The organism is Streptomyces sp. NPDC093097 (genome assembly GCF_044754325.1).
Classification (GTDB): domain Bacteria; phylum Actinomycetota; class Actinomycetes; order Streptomycetales; family Streptomycetaceae; genus Streptomyces.
The window spans coordinates 1-18,027 of record NZ_JBIVOW010000028.1 but is presented as its reverse complement, the minus strand read 5'-3'; the positions used below and the strand labels follow the sequence as shown (position 1 = coordinate 18,027).

Sequence of the window (18,027 nt, the reverse complement as noted above, 5' to 3'; positions counted from 1 at the left end):
GGGGCGGCGCGGCCGGCGGTGCGGAGGAAGGTCGGAGATCATGGCGCGTTCGCGGCCTCCGTCTGTGACGTCAACGGTGACGGCTGCGACGGGCGGGGCGGGCGGGGCCGGGCCCGGGCGGCGGACCCGTCGCGTCGACCGCGGTGTTCGGGTCTGCGCCCGGGGCGTAGGCGGGTGCCGGGGCGCGGCCCGGCCGTCAGGGCAGGATGACGATGTTGGGCTTCCCCTTCCCCGGGTGCAGGGTGACTTCCGTGCGCACCCCGTAGACCTCGGCGATCAACTCCTCGGTCAGCACGGTCTGCGGCGGGCCGTCGGCGAGCAGCCGCCCTTCGTCCAGGACGCAGACGCGGTCGCAGAACATCGCGGCGAGGTTGAGGTCGTGCACCGCGACGACGGCGGTGACGCCGAGGGTGCGGACCAGTCGCAGGGCGTCGAGTTGGTGGCGCAGATCGAGGTGGTTGGTCGGTTCGTCGAGCACCATGACCGATGGCTGCTGGGCCAGTGCCCGGGCGATCAGCACCCGTTGCCGCTCGCCGCCGGAGAGCCGGTCGAAGCGGCGTTCCGCCAGGTCGGCCACGTCCAGGGCGGCCAGCGCGGCGTCGACGGCCGCCGTGTCGTCCCGGCGGTCGGCCTGGAACGCGCGCCGGTAGGGGGCGCGTCCCATGGCCGCCACGTCACGGGCGGTCAGGCCGAAGTCGGGGGGCATCTCCTGGAGCACCGCGGCGAGCGTGCGGGCGACCTGGCGGGCCGGTAGGCGCCGGATGTCCGTGCCGTCGAGCAGTACGCGGCCGGAACTCGGCCGCAGGGCCCGGTAGCAGGTGCGCAGCAGCGTCGACTTGCCGGCGCCGTTCGGGCCGACCAGGCCGACCACCTCGCCCGGCCCGGCCCGCAGGGAGACGTCGTCGACCAGGGTGCGGCCGGCGGTGACGACGGTCACCGAGTCGATGTGCAGTTCGCTCATGCCAGCCCCTTGCGGTACATCAGCCACAGGAAGGTGGGACCGCCGACCAGGGCGGTGACGATGCCCACGGGTATCTCCTCGGGGCGGATCACCATGCGGGCGAGCAGGTCCGCGCCGATCAGGAAGACCGCGCCGAGCAGTGCGGCGACGGGCAGGGCGCGTCGGTGGTTGGCGCCGACCAGCAGGCGGGTGATGTGCGGCATCATCAGGCCGACGAAGCCGATCGCGCCACTGACCGCCACCATGACGCCGGTCAGCAGGGCGCAGAGCACGAACAGCAGGGCCCGGAAGCGGCCGACGTCCAGGCCCAGTGCGGCCGCGGCCTCGTCGCCGGCCAGCAGCACGTTGAGGTGCCTGGCCGTGCCCAGCAGGACGACCGTTCCGAGGAGTACCGCGGCGGCCGGTAGCCACAGGGCGTCCCAGCCGGTGCCGCCCAGGCCGCCGAGCATCCACTGCAATGCGGACTGGGCCTTCTGCGGTTGGTCGGAGGTCACGATCAGGAGGCTGCCCACGGCCGACAGGACCTGGCCGGTGGCGACGCCGGCGAGGATCAGCCGGACCGTGGTCATCCGGCCGCCGGCCCGCGCCAGGGCGTAGACGACCAGGAGGGCGGCCAGTCCGCCCAGGAACGCGGCGGCGGAGACCGAGTAGTGCCCGAACACGGTGACGCCGCAGACCACCACCAGTACGGCGCCGACGCCGGCGCCGGAGGAGACGCCGAGCAGTCCCGGATCGGCGAGCGGATTGCGGACCAGGGCCTGGAGCGCCATGCCGCAGACAGCCAGTCCGGCGCCGATCGTTGCGCCGAGCAGCACCCGGGGCAGTCGGACGCCGATCACGATGGTCTCCCGGACCCGTGGCCAGTCGGCGTCGACCAGGGACGGTGCGAGCCGGTGGGCCAGGATGCGCCAGACCTCGTCGGGCGGGACCGCGACCGAGCCGAGCGCGACCGCGCAGGTGGCCACCGCCAGCAGCAGGAGGGCCAGTGCGGCGACCACCGCCGCGTACCGAGTCACCTGAAGGAACCGGGATGCAGCTGCCGGGCCAGCGCCGCGACCGCGGACGGCACCCGTACGCCCAACACCGTCGAGCTCAGCGGCAGTACGGCGAAGCGTCGGTGGCGGATGGCGGGCACGTCCTGGAGGGCCGGCTGGGACAGCAGGAAGTCCTTCTTGGCGGAGACCGGCGTCTCGCCGTAGTCGTAGATCACGATCACGTCGGGGGCGCGCTGGGCGACCTGCTCGAAGGAGACCTTGCCGAAGCTCTTGTCGAGGTCGGCGAAGACGTTGCGGCCGCCGGCGCGCCTGATCATGTCGTTGCCGATGCCGGCGCCGCCGGCGGTGAACGCGGTCTGCTCCCCGCTGTCGTAGACGAACGCCTTGACCGGTGCGGTGCCGGCCAGTCGGGAGGTGACGCCGTCCAGGGTGCGGTGCAGGGAGGCGAGGAGTTTCCTGGCCCGGTCCTCGACCCCGAAGATCCGGCCGATGGTGAGGATTTCGCGGTCGTCGGTGGCCTGGGTCACCGGTCCCTGGGGGCAGCTCTCGATGCTGAGGTGGGTGTTGATGCCGTTGTCGCCGAGCGTGCCGCGGCCGCGGCCCTGGGACTGGTCGAAGGCGGAGGCGAAACCGCCGTAGACGAAGTCGGGTTCGGCGGAGAGCAGTGTCTCCTCGGAGGGGTACCGCTTGGCCAGTACCTTGACGCCCTTGTAGGCGTCCCGGTATTGGGGCAGGACGGCGTCGTCGAGGTAGGCGGTGCCGACCATGGACTTCTGCAGTCCCAGCGCCAGCATGATCTCCGTGGCGTGCTGGTTGAGCGTCACCGCCCGGGTGGGCGGGCGCTGGTAGGTGGTGGTGACGCCGCAGTTGTGCACGGTGTACGGGAAGCCCTTGGCGGCGTGGGCCGGCGGGGTCGGGCCGGAGGTGGGGGCGGCGGAGCCGCAACCGGCCACCAGCGGCAGGCAGAGGGCTGCGACCAGCCCGGGAAGCACGCGTATGCGCATGACGAAGGGTGAATCCTCTCACCGGAACCGGGCCGGAGCGGGGGTACGGCAGTGGGCCAGTCTCCTGACTCCCGGATCGACGTTCCCCTCGGCCTTCCCGCCTTGCGGCCGTGGCCTTGCGTGAGGTTCGCTCCCCGGTCACAGTGGCGCGACCGTGCCGGAATTGCACCGGCTTCCTGGCATCCGCAAACATCCTAATGGGTCGCTTTTCCACCGCGTGTGGCAGGATGCCCGGCCATGGCTGCCTCCCCGGACACCGACCGCGCCCTGCGGCTTGTTCCCCAACTGGCCGGTTTCGGTCGCTTCTTCGACGTCGGGATCGGAGCGGTCCCGGCCGGAGCCCGTCCGTGGACCGAGCTGGCGAGCGACCCGGCCGCGCTCGCCGGTCGGATCGACGGCGTCGCCCGGCGTCTCGCCCCGGTGGAACGGCGGGTGGCCGCCTCCGTGATGTTCCAGGGGCTGACGGCGCGGGTCTGGTCCCCGCTGATCGGCGCGCACCTCTGCCACGGCGTCCTGCTCGACCTCACCCCCGGCGCACTGCACTGGCTCCCCGCGCCGGGCGGCGCCGTGCCGCTGCACTGTGCCCGCCCCGTTGTGCACCGCGAGGCCGCGCCGGCTGCGGTGTACGAACGGGGGCGGGAGCTGCTGGAGCCGGTCGCGACGGCGCTGCGGGCCCTGCTGCCGATCTCGCCGAGGGTGCTGTGGGGCAACTCCGCTTCCACGGTGGCCGAGGCGCTCGGGGCCGTCACCTCGGCCCGGCCCGAGCTGGCGGAGCGGGCCCGGGAGTTGGGCGAGGCGCTGACCGAGCGCGGCAGGCACGCGGGACTGGGCATCTGGGTCCCCGGCGCGGCACCGGCGAACCGGCGTTACCAGCGGCTGAGTTGCTGCCTCTACCACCGCAAGTCCGGCGTCGCGCCGTGCGGGGACTGCGTCCTGCGCAGCCGGTGATCCCGGGGCGGGGCGCCTGCCGGCCGCCTACCGGGGCGCGCTCTCGGCCCGGCCCCTCAGGGGGCCGGGGCCGCCGCTTGCGGACGGCGCCCGGGCCACCCCGGCTCCATGACGGGCCGGGGTGGCCGACGTGCAGGATCCCCGTGAGCAGGGAGATCGGTCAGCTAGTCGACGACCCGCACGTGCTCGGCCTGCAGCTCGTCCTCGTCGTCTCCGACCACCACATAGGTGACGCGGAGTCCTTCGGTGAGGAAGGTGCTGTCGCCCAGCGCCTCGCGCCTCACCCGCACCTCGCGGCCGTCGTCCCCCTGGACGTAGCCGTACCCCCTGGCCTGGTTGTACCACTTGACCCGGCCACTGATGCGGTCGCTCATTCCCGTTCCCTCCGCCGTCGTCCTCGTCCGCGGCCCCAGGAGCGCCGAGGGATCGGGCCCCGCACCGCGGTCACGACAGATGTACCCATCCCGCGCACGGTCCACAGCGGGAACGCGGTCCGGACGACTCCGGGCCCGGAGCACCCCCCGCGCGCTCGGTAAGATCGCAGGCATCGGCATACAGCACTCTCAGGAGGCGTTTTCTCATGGCGCAGGTCACGTTGAAGGGCAACCCCGTCACGGTCGGTGGCACCCTTCCCCAGCAGGGCACTACCGCACCGGCGTTCACGCTGGTCGGGGCGGGCCTGGCGGAGCGTTCCCTGAAGGACTTCGCCGGCAAGCGCAAGGTCCTCAGCATCTTCCCCAGCGTCGACACGCCCACGTGCGCGGCGTCCGTGCGCAAGTTCAACTCCGTGGCCAATGACCTCGCGGACACGGTCGTGCTGTGCATCTCCGCCGACCTGCCCTTCGCGCAGGCGCGGTTCTGCGGCTCCGAGGATCTGGAGAACGTCCACAACCTGTCCGTCTTCCGCAACCGGGAGTTCCTCGGCGAGTACGGCGTGGCGCTTGAGGACGGCCCGCTGGCCGGCCTCGCGGCCCGCGCCGTGATCGTGCTGGACGCCGACGACAAGGTCCTGCACGCGGAGCTGGTCCCGGAGATCTCCCAGGAGCCCGACTACGACGCCGCCCTCGCCGCCCTGAAGTAATTCGGCACCGGTCGAGAACGGCACCGGCCCCGCCCTCCGCGCCACCTCGGCGCGGGCGGTGGGGCCGCGTCGTCAGCGCGCCGGACGGGACGCGTGAGCGCGCAGCAGCCCGAGCGCGTCCGCCGAGCGGCTCCCCTCCTCCGTGGTGACCAGGATCAGGGACTGGCCCGGCGCACGGGCGAGCACGAGGACCTGCTGGGTGATCGTGAGTTCGCCGACCAGCGGATGGCGGAGCCGGTAGGCGTCCGCCTCGCACGGCCGGACCCGGTGGTCGTTCCACAGCGCGGTGAACTCGGGGCACCGGACGGAGAGTTCGCCGACCAGTGAGGCCAGGAGCGCGTCCTCGGGGTGGCGTCCGGCGACCTGCCGCAGATGGCCCACGACCGCTCGCGCCTTGCGGTCCCAGTCCGCGTACAGGTCCCTGTGGTGCGGGTCGAGGAACAGCATGCGGGTCAGGTTCGGCCGGTCGGCGGGGCGGTCGGGCGCGGAGGGGTCCAGGTGCCCGGCCAGCAGCGCGTGGCCGGGAGCGTTCCAGGCGAGCACGTCGGCTCGGCGGCCGAGGACGAGCGCCGGGGTGTGGCCGACCGACCGCAGCAGATCACGGGTCAGCCCGTCGGCGCGTTCGGCCGGAGGGCGGCGCAGGGGCCGGGGGCGCCGGGCGGCCAGCTCCCGTACGTGGGCGCGCTCGTGCTCGTCCAGCCGCAGGGCGGTGGCGAGCGCCGTCAGGACGCCGTCGGACGCGCGGACCGGCTGGTCCTGTTCCAGGCGGGTGTAGTACGAGACGCTGACGCCCGCCAGTTGCGCGACCTCTTCGCGCCGCAGTCCGGTCACCCGTCGCCGTCCCGGCAGTACCGGAAGGCCCACGTCCGCCGGCCGCAGCCGCGCCCGACGGGCCTGGAGGAACGCACCGAGGTGGAGGGAATCGGCCATGCCGCCGAGTATGCCCGCCACCCTCTCCACAAGCCTGCCTCTGTCATGCATAGGCACGACTCGGGACTGGTCCGCGCCGCGCCCCCACGTCAGATTGGCCGGGACCCCAGCGGACGACAGGACAGGATCTGCCATGCAGGACATCGTGCTCGGGAACGTCTCGATCACCCGGATCGTCGAGTTCCACGGACCGGTCGGACTGGCTCCGGCCGCGTTCCTCCCCGAGGTGCCGGAACGCGCGTGGCGGGAGCACGAGGCCTGGCTGGCACCGGACTTCGTCGACCCCGCAGCCGACGTCTGCGTCAATGCCGTCCAGACCTGGCTGCTGCGCAGCGAGGGCCGGACGATCCTCGTCGACACCGGGGCCGGCAACCACAAGGAACGCCCGTACTCGCCGATCTGGAGCCGTCTCGACACCGACTTCCTCGGTGCGCTCGCGCGGGCGGGCGTGCGGCCCGAGGACGTCGACCTGGTGATCAACACCCATCTGCACGTCGACCATGTCGGCTGGAACACCCGGCTCGACGGCCGGGCCTGGGTGCCGACCTTCCCCAACGCCACCTATCTGATGGCGCGGCGCGACTTCGACTTCTGGAACCCGGCCAACGGCCACACCCCCAGACTGGGGCGCGGCAACCAGAACGTCTTCGAGGACAGTGTGGCGCCGGTGCACGAGGCGGGCCAGACGCTGCTGTGGGACGACAGCCACACCATCGACGGGAACCTCCGGCTCGAACTCGCCCCCGGGCACACACCGGGCTCCTCGGTGCTGACGCTGGAGTCGGGCACCGACCGGGCGCTGTTCCTGGGCGATCTGCTGCACAGCCCGATGCAGTTCGTCGCACCCGACGCCAACAGCTGCTTCTGCGAGGACCCGGCCGAGGCCCGGGCCACCCGCCGCCGGTTCCTCGGACGCGCCAGCGACACCAACGCCCTGGTCCTGCCGGCACATCTGGGCGGGCACGGCGCGGCGGAGGTCGTCCGGGACGGCGACGCGTTCGCCGTCAAGGCGTGGGCGCCGTTCGACCGCCTCTGAACCCGGCCCGCCGACCGGTCCGTTGCAGGTTCCCCCAGCGCAGGAGAGTCCGATGTCCGATCTGTTCGTGACCACGCCCGACGGGGCCGTCCGCGGTGCCGTCACCGGTGGTGGCGCGGTGCGGCGGTTCCTCGCCGTCCCGTACGCCGCGCCACCGCGGGGCGCCGCCCGGTTCGCGCCGCCCCTCCCCCACGCGCCGTGGCCGGGCGTGCGCGACGCCCTTGCCGCTGGGCCCACCGCGCCGCAGCCGCGTCGCGACGCGTTCGGGGCGCTCGACATGTCGCCGTATTTCGGCCCGGGTTGGGTGCGCGGCGACGACCACCTCACGGTGAACGTCTGGACGCCGCGCGGGGCCGAGCGGTGCCCGGTGATGGTGTTCGTGCACGGCGGCGGTTTCGTCGCCGGGTCCGGCCGGGCTCCCCTGTACGACGGCGCGGCGTTCGCCCGTGACGGGGTGGTCCTGGTGACGCTCAACTACCGGCTCGGCGTCGCGGGCTTCCTGGACCTGCCCGGGGCGCCGCGCAACCGCGGTCTGCTCGACGTCGTCGCGGCGCTCGGCTGGGTCCGGCGCTCCATCGAGGGCTTCGGTGGCGATCCCGGCAATGTGACGCTGTTCGGCCAGTCCGCGGGGGCCACGATCGTCGCGGGGCTGCTCGCCGAGCCCTCGGCGGCCGGGTTGTTCCGCCGCGCGATCGTGCAGAGCGGCAACGCCCTCGGGGCGTTCTCCCCGGAGCAGGCCGCCCGGGTGGCGCGCGCGGCCGCGGCGGCGCTCGGCGTCGCGCCGACGGCCGCCGGCTTCGCGGACGTCCCCGACGAACGGTTCGTCGCGGTGGTGCCGGAGTTGAGCGGACTGGATCTGCGCACGCCCGACCGGCCCGATCCCCTCAGGGGACTCAGTCCGTTCAGTCTCGTGCGGGAACGGCAGCCCGCCGAGAGCCGCCTGGCCCCCGTCGACCTGCTCGTCGGCACCACTGCCGAGGAGGGCAATCTCTACCTGGCTCCGCAGGGGCAGCTGGCCGCCTCGACCGCCGAGGACGTGCGCCGGACCGCGGCCGCCGCGCACGGCGACCCCGAGGCGCTCGTCGCCGCGTTCCGCGCCCGGCGGCCGGGCGCCGGACACGGCGAGGTGCGCTCGGCGCTCCTGGGCGACGCGCTGTTCGGGGCCGGCAGTCGCCGGCTGGTCGAGGCACACGGAGGCGCCCACGTCTACGAGTTCGCCTGGCGTTCCCCGGCCGTCGACGGCCGCCTCGGCGCCGCCCACACCGTGGAACTCCCCTTCGTCTTCGACCGCCTCGCCCTGCCCGAACTGCGGGGCGCGCGCGGACTGTTGGGCCCGGTCGAGCCGCCGGCGTGGCTGGCGACGCGGATGCACGCGGCCTGGGTCGCGTTCGCCCGGAACGGCGCCCCCGGCTGGCCGCCGTACGGCAGGGAGCGGCGGGTCCGCCGGTTCGGCGCCGACGGCGACGGCGACGGCGGTTGAGGGTTACCCCCGTGGACGAGCGGATCCAGGCGACGGTGGACTGGTGGCGCGCGCGGCCGGCGGCCGCCAGGTGACACTGGCGCACGAGGGAGCGCCCCCGCATCCTCGTGCGCCGCCGAGAGATGCGCCGCACGCCCCCGCGAAGGGACAGCAGGGGCGTCTCCGGGCGGAGCTTCACCGTTCAGGGAGTCAGTTCGGTCTGGGCCGGAGGCCTCGTCTTCGCGGGGGCGAGGGGGTGGCGGCTGTACCACTCGGTGGACAGCAGCCGTTCCCGGTCGGACGGAGGGAGGGCGGCGAGCCGGCCCGGCAGGGCTCCTCGCGCGACTTCGGAACGGTGGGCCAGTACGGCACCGGTCTTCTGCTCAAGCCATGGGCGGACGTTGACGGTTGCGGTGATCCACTCGTCCGGGACGCTGTGCATCGGTCTGCCGGGCCGGACCAGACGGTCGTCCAGGGCCCGTACAGCGGAATGGGGGTGCGTGGCGAGGTAGAGGGCGGTGGGCTGCCAGGGGGCGCCGGCCTCCGGGTAGAGCTGGTCCAACCCGGAGGCCTGCACGGCGAGCACGGTCACCCGGTGGGTGTGGACGTGGTCCGGGTGACCGGACAGCCCGCCGTAGGCGTCGTGGGTGACGACGATGTCCGGGCGGAACTCGCGGAGGTGGCGGACCAGGCGGTGCACCGTCTCGTCGAGCGGTGCGTCGCAGAGCCGGGGGCTGCCCGGCGCGGACTCGGGCACGCGTGCATCGGCGTAACCCAGCAGCCGCGGTGGGCCGGCGCCGAGGATGCGCAGCGCGTCGGCCAGTTCAGCGGCGCGTCGGCTGCCCTCCGTCCAGGTCGCGGTGACGACGGCGGTACGGGCTCCGCCGGCGGCGTGGCGGGCGAGCACGCCGCCCGCCGACAGGGACTCATCGTCGGGGTGCGCGAAGACCGCCAGCAGGCTCGGAGGGTGCATGGCTGGGCCGCCTTTCCTTGCGGGTCAGGCCGGTTGTCCGGCGCGTGCAGGCTACTTCCGGGGGCTGGGGCGGCCAACGGCGTGGGCGGGAGCCGAAGGAATGTGCCGTTGCGCGGGCCGACGGCCGGGGGCGTTGCTGCCTCGGGCGTTGCTGCGTCGGTCGTTGCTGCTGCGGTCGTTGTTGACGCTGTCTGTCGCCGGTGTGCGTGGTGTTTCCCGGGTAGGGGCCGCACAATTGGGGGCGGGATCGACTGCGTGGGGGAAGGACGATCGCGTGACGGCCGAAGCGGCGGCGCAGCGCATTCTGGAGCAGGTGCAGCGGGTCGAGGCCGATGCCGGGGCCCTGGGCTGGTTCCTCGGTCCGGAGGCGGTCGCGGCCGCCGATGCGGTCCGGGCCGGTGCCGTGCTGCCCGACGGCAGCGTACGGGCCCTGGCGGTCTGTGCGCTCGCCTATGCCGACTGGTGCCGGTTCCTCGCCGGTGAGGGGCAGGACCGGGCGGCGCTCGGTTCGGCCGTGTTGTCCTTCGCCGGCCTGGGCGATCGCGAGCGCGTGCCCCCTGTGCTGCACCCGGTCCTGGACGCGCTCGCCGGCCGGGAGGCCGGAGAGGACCTCGATCCGCTGCTGGCGTACGAGGCCGGTGTCGGCGTGTTCCTGGTCTATCAACAGGGGCGGCACTCGGGGGCGTTGCGTGCTGCCGAGGTGCTGCTGCGGCGGGCCGTCGCCGGATTTCCGGTCGGCAGTGCCGAGCAGGGCGCCTGCCTTTCGGATCTCGGTTTGCTGCTCGTCCACGCCTTCCGCGACGGTGCCGGACGGCAGGTGCTGTCCGAGAGCATCGAGCGGGGCCGCGCCGCGGTGGCCACCGCTCCCGACGATCCAGCCGAACGGGCCCGTCGGCACGGCAACTTGGGCTTCGCCCTCCGGACCCTGGCGGCCGCCGCCGACGACCGGGACGCGGCCCGGGAGGGCGTGGCCGCACTGCGGACCGCGGTGCGGCTGAGCCCTCCGGGCGATCCGCATCGCCTGCTGCACCGCGCCGCGCTGGGGTCGGCGCTCGCCACCACCGCGCCCGTCCTCGGCGACCCCTCGGTGCTGCCGGAGGCGGTCGTGCTGCTGCGTGAGGCGGCCGCCGAGGCGGAGCCGTCCCCGTCCGCCGCCGTCCTGGCCGATCTGGGCATGGCGTTGATCATGCGCGCCATGGCGGGCGGGGACGATGCCGCGCTGTACGACGAGGGCATCGGCACCTGCCGACGGGCCGCCGATGCGGCGCCCAACCCCGTCGAGCGCACCGCGTACCTCGCCAACCTCGGTCTGTTCCTCAAGGGCCGTGCCCTGCGCACCGATGGTGCCGACGTGCTGGCCGACGCGTACACCGCGGCCCGTGATGCCGTCGAGGGTGCTCCGCGGGATCATCCGGTGTACGCGCAGGCGTGCTTCGTGCTGTCCGGTGTGCTGCGTTCCCGGAACGTGACCGGTGGTCGGCTCGCCGATCTGGAGGAGGCGGTGGCGCTCGCCCGGGAGGCGTTCGAGGCCACGGCGGCCGGGGAGGTGCGTCAACGGGCGCTGCGTGGCGTGGAGTTTGCCGATCTCATGCGGCTGCGGGCCCTTGCGGCCGGGGCGTCCGGGGGCCTGGCGGAGCCGATCGCGCTGCTCCGCGGCCTTGCCCGGGAGGTCCGGGAGGGCTCCGAGGAGCGGGCCGAGGTGCTGCTCCAGCTCGGCCGGTGCCTGGCGGCCGGCGGCCGGAGCGGGGGTGCCGTCGAGTCCGACTGGTCCGCAGGCGCCGATCCGGACTCCGGTGCCGCCGCGGACGAGGCGATCGCCTGTTTCCGCGCCTGTCTCACGCTGCCGGCCCCCGGCCGCAACTTCGAGGCCACGGTGCGCTTCGCCTTGGGGGCGGCCCTGGCCGCCCGCGCCGCTCCCGATGACGAGGCCACCTGGCGGGAGGGGGCCGACGAGATGTGCCGGGGCATCGCCCTGCTCCCGGACGGCGATCTGTGCCGCTCGGAGTATCTCTCCGATCTCGGCGGTGCCCATCTCCGGCGGGCCGTCGTCACGGGCACGTCGCGCCGGTACGAGGAGGGGGTGCGTCTGCTGCGCGAAGCGCTGGCGTGCGCGCCCCGTACCAGCGCGTCCGAACGGGCCGTGCGGCACTCGAACCTCGGCGCCGCCCTGGCGACGTCGGGCCGGCGGGCCGGGGACGTCGATCTGGTGGCCGAGGCGGTGCGGGCCCACCGCGCGGCCGTCGAACTGACGCCGTCGGACGACCACTTCCGGGTGCACCGGATGGGCAACCTCGGCGATGCGCTGCAGCATCTGGCGGAGGTCCGCTCGGAGCGGGCCCTGCTGGCGGAGGCGGTCGGCGTGCTGCGGGAGGCGGTGGCCGCCGCCGGTCCGGACACTCCCGGCAGGGCGGACACCCTCACCCGTCTCGGCCACGCCCTGCGTTCCCTCGCCCGTTTCACCGGTGAGTCCGGTCCGCTCCGGGAGGCCGTGCAGCGGCACCGGGAGGCGTGCGCGGCCCTGCCCGGGCGGCCCGTGCCCCGGTCGCTGCTCGGTCTCGCCAACGGGCTGATGGAGCTGTTCCAGTACACCCTTGACGAGCGGGTCCGCGAGGAGGCGTTGGAGCACTACGGTGCCGCTCTGGCCGCCACGCCTGCGGCGTCCGACGAACGGTGCCTGGTGCTCACCAGTTTCGGCCACGCCGCGTGGGGCCGCGCCGCCGCCATCGGCGACGAGGCGCTCATGGACGCGGCCGTCGACAAGCTCCGCGAGGCCGCCGCGACCGTGCCCACCGGACATGCGGCGCACGGCAACGTCCTGACCAACCTGGGTGCGACGCTTGCTCACCGCGCCCAGATGACCGGCGATCGCACCTGGCAGGCGGAGGCGGTGGCGGTGCTGCGCCGGGCCGTGGACGAGGGGCCGCCGGACGCCTTCGACCGGGCCAGGTTGCTGAACAACCTCGCCGAGGCGCTGCGCTGTTGGTACGAGATCACCGGCGAGACGGCCGCCGCCGACGAGGCTGCCGCGCTGCTGCGCCGGGCGCGGGCGCGGGAGCACGGGGAGCGGTCCGGTCCGCAGTTCGCGGCGCTCAACCTCGGTCTGCTGCTGCAGAGTCGTGTCCTCACGGAGGAGGAGTCCGACGGCTCCGCGATCGCGGAGGCGCAACGGGTCCTGGAGGAGGCGGTGGCCGGGCTCGGCGAGGACCATCCGTGGCGCGCCCTCGCCCTGACCAATCTGGCCGCGACCCATCTGATCTCCGCCCAACTCACCGAGGACGGCGCCGATCCGGCGGTGGCCGGGACGCTCCGGCGGGCGGTCGACGCCGCTCGGGCGTCCCTGGCCGGACTCCCCGAGGGGCACCCTGATCGGGCCCGCGCCCAGTGGGTGCTGGCAGCCGCGCAGGAGCGCCGGGCTTTCCTCGGCGAGCGTGTCGATCTGGTGGAGGCGGCCCGTCTGGCGCGGGAGTCCGCGCGGAATCCGGCCTCCCCGCTCGCCGTCCGTCTGCTGGCGGCCCGCACCTGGGGGCAGGCCGCGGCGCACGCGGGGGCGGACGCCGAGGCCCTCGACGGGTTCGCGTACGCCGTCGGGTTGTTGCCGCGGCTGGCCCCGCGCAGTCTCGCCCGTACCGACCAGGAGGAGCGGTTGCGTGCCAGCACCGGTCTGGCCAGCGACGCGGCGGCGCTCGCACTGCGGGCCGGCGACCCCGGCCGGGCCCTGACGCTGCTGGAGCAGGGGCGCGGTCTGCTGCTCGCCCAAGGGGTGGAGGATCGCGCCGATGTCTCCCGGCTGCGTGCCGTCGCGCCCGTCCTCGCGGCCGAGTTCGAGCGGCTGCGGGAGCGGCTGAGCGCGCCGGCCGCGCGCCCGCCGGCGCTGCTCGGCTCCTTTGGGCTTCCGGTCTCCCCGCAGGCCGGGCCGCCGGCCGGGGTCGCGGCCGAGGCCCGGCATGCGCTGGCCCGCCGCTGGGACGAACTGCTGGCACAGATCCGGTCGTTGCCCGAGTTCGCGGGCTTCCTCCGCCCGCCGGAGCTGCCGCGTCTGCTCGCCGCCGCCGCCGACGGTCCGGTCGTCGTCCTGAACGTCAGCGCCTACCGCTCCGACGCCCTCCTCGTCACCGCCGATGCGGGCGTCGAGGTGCTGCCGCTGCCCGGGCTCACGCCGGCCGCCGTCATGACCCGGGCGGCGGCGTTCGTCGAAGGCGTCGAGGCGGCGTACGGCGAACAGGGGGTGCCGCGGGCCCTGGAGGCGATGCGCACCCTCACCGGAACCCTGGAGTGGTTGTGGGACACCGTCGCCGCTCCCGTTCTCGACCGGCTCGGTCTGCGGACGGTGCCGTGCGACGGCGCGGTCTGGCCCCGGGTGTGGTGGTGTCCCACGGGCTGGCTGTCCTTCCTCCCGCTGCATGCGGCCGGGCGCGGGGCGCCGGACTCCGGCAGCTGGGTCGTGGACCGGGCCGTCTCCTCGTACACGCCCACCCTGCGCGCCCTGCTCCAGGCGCGCGGCCGTCTGGAGCGCGGGGCCCCGCCGCGGCCGGCGCCGTTGGTCGTCGCTCTCGCCGAGACGCCAGGCGGTACGCCGTTGCCCGGTGCCTCGGACGAGGCCGCGCTGCTGACCGAACTGTTCCCCGGGGCCCGGCTGTTGACCGGTGAGCGGGCCACGGTCGCGGCCGTGGGCGAGGCACTGCCCGCGCACCCGTGGGTGCACTTCAGCTGCCACGGCGTCAGTGACCTGCTCAGTCCGTCGGACAGCGGGCTGGTCCTGTACGACGGGCGGTTGACCGCGCAGCGGGCCGCGGCCCAGCGTCCGGGCAGCCCGGAGCTGGCGGTGCTGTCCGCCTGTTCCACCTCACAGGGCGGCATCATGCTGCCGGACGAGGCGGTGCAGTTGGCCTCGTCGTTCCAACTCGCCGGATATCCACATGTGATCGGCACGTTGTGGACCGTCTCCGACACGTTGGCGACGGGTCTCGCCGGGGAGTTCTACGCGGCGCTCGCCGAGGACGTCGCCCGGCGCCGCCCCCTGGATCCGGCGCTGGCGCTGCACGGCCCGGTGCGGTCGCTGCGCGACCGTTTCGTGCGGGCGCCGCATCTGTGGGCCGCGCACATCCACACCGGTGCCTGATCCGGCGCGCCTTCAGGGCGCGTCCGGTTCCCCGCCGCCCGAGCCGGTCGCCGAGGTGTCTCCCATGGCCGTGCCCGAGGATGCCCGGGGCAGTTCCTCGGGCTCGGTCAGGTCGTCGGTGGGCCGGTAGGTCCTGCGGGACGAGAACTCCCCGATCAGGGCCGCCAACGCCGCGTCGTCGCCGCCGTTGTCATGACGTTCCGTCATCGCCGTCTCCTTCCGTCTCCCCCGCCGCCGGCGGCAGCAGGACTTCCAGCACTTCCACGTCGGCGGCCCGTACGTACACCCCGCCGGTGTCGGGTACCCGTTCCAGGAACCTGCCGTCGGGTGCCATCCGGTACTGCGCCTGGAGGTAGAGGTCTCCCTGTTGCGGGTAGGTCGAGACCGCCGAGCGCGAGCCGAGCCAACCGCCCACCCACAGTCCGCTCTTGAGCCGGACCCGTATGAAGCAGGACCCGCGGGCGTAGAACAGGGCGTCCCAGGCGGTCGGCGTCGGGTCGTACCGGGCGACCGCGCGCCGGCTGCGCCATGCGCTCTCCGCCCAGGCGACGGCGGACGGTACGACGACGATCAGCAGCAGGGCGGCCGCCCCGGCCCGTTGGGGATGCTGCAGCACTCCGGTGAGCGGTCCGTGCCCGCCCCCGGCCAGCAGGCCGACCAGCCATGGTCCGGCGGTCACGGCGTACAGGGCGTCGAGCAGGGCGCCTGCCGCGACGGCCCGCATCAGCCGGTTCTGCGGTTCCTGTTCGGCGGCCAGTCCGCCTTGCAGTCGCTCCCGCACGGCCTGGTAGAAGACGCCCGGCAGTACGAGCACCAGCAGGATCGTCAGCTGTGCCACCGTTCCCGGAACCATCGAACCCCCCGCACCGGCGCCCAGCGGCCCCGTTCCCCGCACCTGTCGGGCCCCAGCATGACGTACGCCGCCGGGGCCCGTCATGGCGGCCCGGCGATCCGCCACATCGCGGGACCGGGCCGGCTCGAAGGGGCCGGCGGCCGAGTCGGTCGGCGGCCAACCCGCCTGCGCGGTCCGGGACTTCCGGTCGGCTCAGCGGTGGGCCGGTCGCGCGAAGAGCGCGGTGCGCTGCGGGCCGGCGTACCGGAGCAGCGCGCCCACGCCGTCGGCCAGCGCCAGCTCGTGCTGCGGCACCACCACCAGTTCCGCGCCCGTGCGCACCGCGGCACGGATGACGGCGGCGTGTGCGGGCCCGGCGTGGAAGCTGAGCGCGCCGTAGGGTTCCCGGGCCGCCTCGGGCAGATCGCTCGGGGCCGCCCCGGCGTCGACCTGGAGTTGCGCGGGGAAGTGCACGGGGTCGTTGAGCAGGAGGGCGGCGACGTGGGAGCGTCGCAGCGCGGCCACGACGTCGGGCAGGCCCTCGACGGCGCCGTGCCCGCTGGTGCGTCGGGACAGGAACAGGTCGAGCCGGGCCCGGTCCGCGGTGCGCAGCTGGCCTTGGAACACCTCGGCGAGGGTGTCTTCCATCAGGGCCCGGCCGGGCCGGGGCGGGTATCCGTCGCCGCTGGTGGTGACCAGGCGCCTGCGCCACCGGGTGGACAGCTGGTCGGCCAGCACCTCACGGGCCCAGGTGATGCCGCTGAGCACGATCGTCTCGGCGTCGTTGCGTCCGGCCAGTTCCACGATGCGCTCGGCGGCGTGCCGGGCTCCGCTGGACCACCCCACGGCCGAGCCGGTCGCCCGGTGGCAGTCGCCGGGCGCGACGGCGCTGCTCGGCCACGTCCCTGCCTGGAACGCCACCTCCAGTACGTCGGGGAGCTCGCGCTGCGGGTCGGGGAGGCTGTGCACGGTGGCGGCGACGTAGCGGATGTCCGGTGCGTACTGGACCGCCAGCGGCATCAGGTCCGGCAGTGCGGTGAACGTGGCCTGGTCCCGCTCCGGGGGCCGGGGCAGTTCCTCGGTCAGCACCACCTGCCCGCCGTGGGCGACGATGGCCTGCCCGTGCCGGCCGGCGATGCCCCGGTCGGAGCCCGCGACCGCGGCCACGGCGTCCACCGTGGCGGCGTCGGCGCCCTGCTCCGTGAGTGCCGCGCAGATCTGGCGCCTGCGGAGCACCATCGCCCGCTCCGACGATTCGGTGTCACGCGAGGTGTCGAGGTAGGCGCAGGCACACGGTCCCCCGGCCGCGTACACCGCGTTCAGGAAGCCCAGTTCCACGATGCCTCCACGTACTGTGGCGTGCCGCTGACTGTCGTTCCGTCCCTCCAGTACAGCCCCGGGTCCCCCGGCCCGCTCGCCGAGACCGGCCGTGCCTGGTGAGCCGCGCTCCGGAGTGCCTGGCCCGGGGCGCGGTCACGCTTCAGACTGCCTGGCACCGTTGCCGCGGGCAACCACAACCAGTGGAGGACATGGCAGAGGTCTGGTACCAGGAATGAGGGCCCGGACGGGGTGTCCCCGCACGTCGTCGAAGGCCTTGCGGTCGCCGTCCCGGCGGGTGCGGCCACCCCGCGAGCAGCCGCAGACAGCCGTGTCACCGCCCATGAGAAAATCCCTGGCAGTGTGCCTGGCTCCGCTGCCAGGCAGCTGTGCTCGACCCCGATGCCCGGCTCCGATGCCCGGCCGCTGTTCTTGGTTTCGATCCTGGAGGAACGATGTTCGCAAAGTGCCTGGGCGACGACGGCGCCGAGCTGCGCCCGCTTGAGCCGCGGCATGCCGAGGAGTTCCTGGCCAACATCAACCGGGGTCGGGAGTTCATCGGTCAGCACATCGGATTGCCGGACGCGGTCACGGACCTGGACACCGGCCGCGCGTACCTCCAGGCGTACGCGGAGAAGACGGCGGCCGACACGGGGCGGCTCTACGGCATCTGGACGGCGGGCACGCTGGTGGGCGGGGTCCTCTTCCGGACGATGGACGTCGAGCGCGGCACCGCCGAGGCGGGGTGCTGGCTGGAGCCGTCGGCTGCGGGCAGGGGGCTGGTGACCCGGGCCGCGCGGATGATCGTTGACTGGGCCGTCGAGGAGCGGGGCATCCACCGCGTGGAGTGGATGGTCTCGGCGGAGAACGAGCCCAGCATCGCGGTGGCCCGACGCCTGGGGATGACGAAGGACGGCGTGCTGCGCGAGAGCCACCCGTACCGGGGCAAGCGGCAGGACATCGAGGTCTGGTCGGTGCTCGCGCCCGAGTGGCGGGCGGGCAAGCAGGCCCGCTGAGACACCGCACGGGCCGGGGCGGTCACGCTCGGCAGGCCCGGATCAAGGCGTCGAGAAGGCCCTCCGGGTCGTGGAGCCGGCGGGCGCCGTCGGTGACGACGCGGCGCGTGCCGGGATCGACCGGGTCGGTCCGCGCCCAGTCGGGAGAGCCGATGTCGACTTCGACCTCCAGGCCGGAGGGCCGGGCGTAGCGCCGTTCGGTGACGGGCCCCCATGCCTGGATCCGCACCAGGTCGCCGAGGGCGAGCCCGTCGGCCCAGGGGTGAGTCGGCGGCGGGAATCTCACCCGCCGCCGCTCGCAGAACCGTGCGGGAGCCTCTCGGCTCACACGGCTCCCATCGCCCAGCCGTCAGGCT

The 18,027-nt window shown here is 74.3% G+C and carries 16 protein-coding genes and 1 riboswitch; of the genes, 6 read left to right on the top strand and 10 right to left on the bottom strand.

Going from position 1 to position 18,027, the window contains the following annotated elements; genetic code table 11:
• Positions 1 to 196 precede the first annotated feature (196 nt).
• Genes ACIQE0_RS33930 through ACIQE0_RS33920 form a run of 3 tightly spaced genes read right to left on the bottom strand, consistent with a single transcriptional unit; the run spans position 197 to position 2,960 of the window.
• On the bottom strand, positions 197 to 961 hold the full coding sequence (locus tag ACIQE0_RS33930; RefSeq protein WP_366329689.1) for an ABC transporter ATP-binding protein: 765 nt from the start codon (positions 959 to 961) through the stop codon (positions 197 to 199).
• On the bottom strand, positions 958 to 1,977 hold the full coding sequence (locus ACIQE0_RS33925) for a FecCD family ABC transporter permease (protein WP_402339138.1): 1,020 nt from the start codon (positions 1,975 to 1,977) through the stop codon (positions 958 to 960). The genes ACIQE0_RS33930 and ACIQE0_RS33925 overlap by 4 nt, the downstream gene beginning before the upstream one ends.
• Positions 1,974 to 2,960 (bottom strand): ABC transporter substrate-binding protein, encoded by a 987-nt coding sequence (locus tag ACIQE0_RS33920; protein ID WP_402339136.1) that lies wholly within the window; start codon positions 2,958 to 2,960, stop codon positions 1,974 to 1,976. The genes ACIQE0_RS33925 and ACIQE0_RS33920 overlap by 4 nt, the downstream gene beginning before the upstream one ends.
• A gap of 36 nt (positions 2,961 to 2,996) precedes the next feature.
• Positions 2,997 to 3,169, bottom strand: a riboswitch (cobalamin riboswitch).
• A 28-nt stretch (positions 3,170 to 3,197) separates the two neighbouring features.
• Here ACIQE0_RS33920 and ACIQE0_RS33915 point away from each other — a divergent pair.
• Positions 3,198 to 3,908, top strand: a complete 711-nt coding sequence (locus tag ACIQE0_RS33915) for a ferric iron reductase (RefSeq protein WP_402339134.1) — start codon at positions 3,198 to 3,200, stop codon at positions 3,906 to 3,908.
• 164 nt (positions 3,909 to 4,072) lie between these two features.
• Here the strand turns inward: ACIQE0_RS33915 and ACIQE0_RS33910 are convergent, their stop codons facing one another.
• Entirely contained in the window at positions 4,073 to 4,282 is a 210-nt protein-coding gene (locus ACIQE0_RS33910; RefSeq protein WP_366329685.1) for a cold shock domain-containing protein, read from the bottom strand.
• Between the two features lie 206 nt (positions 4,283 to 4,488).
• On the opposite strand from ACIQE0_RS33910, the gene tpx reads away from it, so the two are divergent.
• Positions 4,489 to 4,989 (top strand): thiol peroxidase, encoded by a 501-nt coding sequence (tpx, locus tag ACIQE0_RS33905; protein ID WP_366329684.1) that lies wholly within the window; start codon positions 4,489 to 4,491, stop codon positions 4,987 to 4,989.
• A 72-nt stretch (positions 4,990 to 5,061) separates the two neighbouring features.
• Here tpx and ACIQE0_RS33900 read toward each other — a convergent pair whose 3' ends face one another.
• Complete coding sequence (locus ACIQE0_RS33900; protein ID WP_402339132.1) at positions 5,062 to 5,919, bottom strand: helix-turn-helix transcriptional regulator; 858 nt, start codon at positions 5,917 to 5,919, stop codon at positions 5,062 to 5,064.
• Positions 5,920 to 6,052: 133 nt separating this feature from the next.
• Here ACIQE0_RS33900 and ACIQE0_RS33895 point away from each other — a divergent pair, with 133 nt between their 5' ends.
• Together ACIQE0_RS33895 and ACIQE0_RS33890 are read left to right on the top strand one after the other, a co-directional pair.
• Entirely contained in the window at positions 6,053 to 6,955 is a 903-nt protein-coding gene (locus ACIQE0_RS33895; protein ID WP_366329682.1) for an MBL fold metallo-hydrolase, read from the top strand.
• Positions 6,956 to 7,007: 52 nt separating this feature from the next.
• Positions 7,008 to 8,435 carry a carboxylesterase/lipase family protein gene (locus ACIQE0_RS33890; protein ID WP_402339129.1) on the top strand — a complete coding sequence of 476 codons (1,428 nt, stop codon included), beginning with the start codon at positions 7,008 to 7,010 and terminating at the stop codon, positions 8,433 to 8,435.
• A gap of 181 nt (positions 8,436 to 8,616) precedes the next feature.
• On the opposite strand, the gene ACIQE0_RS33885 is transcribed toward ACIQE0_RS33890, so the two are convergent.
• Positions 8,617 to 9,387 carry a PIG-L family deacetylase gene (locus tag ACIQE0_RS33885; protein ID WP_402339127.1) on the bottom strand — a complete coding sequence of 257 codons (771 nt, stop codon included), beginning with the start codon at positions 9,385 to 9,387 and terminating at the stop codon, positions 8,617 to 8,619.
• 274 nt (positions 9,388 to 9,661) lie between these two features.
• On the opposite strand from ACIQE0_RS33885, the gene ACIQE0_RS33880 reads away from it, so the two are divergent.
• Positions 9,662 to 14,506, top strand: coding sequence for a CHAT domain-containing protein (locus ACIQE0_RS33880; RefSeq protein WP_402339125.1), 4,845 nt, complete (start codon positions 9,662 to 9,664; stop codon positions 14,504 to 14,506).
• A gap of 12 nt (positions 14,507 to 14,518) precedes the next feature.
• Here the strand turns inward: ACIQE0_RS33880 and ACIQE0_RS33875 are convergent, their stop codons facing one another.
• From ACIQE0_RS33875 to ACIQE0_RS33865, 3 genes are all read right to left on the bottom strand, one after another.
• Positions 14,519 to 14,713: a hypothetical protein gene (locus ACIQE0_RS33875; RefSeq protein WP_402339123.1), complete on the bottom strand. Its 195-nt coding sequence runs from the start codon at positions 14,711 to 14,713 to the stop codon at positions 14,519 to 14,521.
• Positions 14,697 to 15,344: a DUF6338 family protein gene (locus ACIQE0_RS33870; RefSeq protein WP_366329677.1), complete on the bottom strand. Its 648-nt coding sequence runs from the start codon at positions 15,342 to 15,344 to the stop codon at positions 14,697 to 14,699. Before ACIQE0_RS33870 ends, ACIQE0_RS33875 begins: the two co-directional genes overlap by 17 nt.
• A 207-nt stretch (positions 15,345 to 15,551) precedes the next feature.
• Complete coding sequence (locus ACIQE0_RS33865) at positions 15,552 to 16,676, bottom strand: hypothetical protein (protein WP_402339121.1); 1,125 nt, start codon at positions 16,674 to 16,676, stop codon at positions 15,552 to 15,554.
• 434 nt (positions 16,677 to 17,110) lie between these two features.
• On the opposite strand from ACIQE0_RS33865, the gene ACIQE0_RS33860 reads away from it, so the two are divergent.
• Complete coding sequence (locus ACIQE0_RS33860) at positions 17,111 to 17,671, top strand: GNAT family N-acetyltransferase (protein WP_402339119.1); 561 nt, start codon at positions 17,111 to 17,113, stop codon at positions 17,669 to 17,671.
• 22 nt (positions 17,672 to 17,693) lie between these two features.
• On the opposite strand, the gene ACIQE0_RS33855 is transcribed toward ACIQE0_RS33860, so the two are convergent.
• Positions 17,694 to 17,999 carry a hypothetical protein gene (locus tag ACIQE0_RS33855; RefSeq protein WP_402339117.1) on the bottom strand — a complete coding sequence of 102 codons (306 nt, stop codon included), beginning with the start codon at positions 17,997 to 17,999 and terminating at the stop codon, positions 17,694 to 17,696.
• Between the last annotated feature and the right edge of the window lie 28 nt (positions 18,000 to 18,027).

Coding starts and splice junctions, on each gene's coding strand:
- ACIQE0_RS33930 (WP_366329689.1), bottom strand. CDS start 961: ATGAGCGAACTGCACATCGACTCGGTGACCGTCGTCACCGCCGGCCGC.
- ACIQE0_RS33920 (WP_402339136.1), bottom strand. CDS start 2,960: ATGCGCATACGCGTGCTTCCCGGGCTGGTCGCAGCCCTCTGCCTGCCG.
- ACIQE0_RS33915 (WP_402339134.1), top strand. CDS start 3,198: ATGGCTGCCTCCCCGGACACCGACCGCGCCCTGCGGCTTGTTCCCCAA.
- ACIQE0_RS33910 (WP_366329685.1), bottom strand. CDS start 4,282: ATGAGCGACCGCATCAGTGGCCGGGTCAAGTGGTACAACCAGGCCAGG.
- tpx (WP_366329684.1), top strand. CDS start 4,489: ATGGCGCAGGTCACGTTGAAGGGCAACCCCGTCACGGTCGGTGGCACC.
- ACIQE0_RS33900 (WP_402339132.1), bottom strand. CDS start 5,919: ATGGCCGATTCCCTCCACCTCGGTGCGTTCCTCCAGGCCCGTCGGGCG.
- ACIQE0_RS33895 (WP_366329682.1), top strand. CDS start 6,053: ATGCAGGACATCGTGCTCGGGAACGTCTCGATCACCCGGATCGTCGAG.
- ACIQE0_RS33890 (WP_402339129.1), top strand. CDS start 7,008: ATGTCCGATCTGTTCGTGACCACGCCCGACGGGGCCGTCCGCGGTGCC.
- ACIQE0_RS33885 (WP_402339127.1), bottom strand. CDS start 9,387: ATGCACCCTCCGAGCCTGCTGGCGGTCTTCGCGCACCCCGACGATGAG.
- ACIQE0_RS33875 (WP_402339123.1), bottom strand. CDS start 14,713: ATGACGGAACGTCATGACAACGGCGGCGACGACGCGGCGTTGGCGGCC.
- ACIQE0_RS33860 (WP_402339119.1), top strand. CDS start 17,111: ATGTTCGCAAAGTGCCTGGGCGACGACGGCGCCGAGCTGCGCCCGCTT.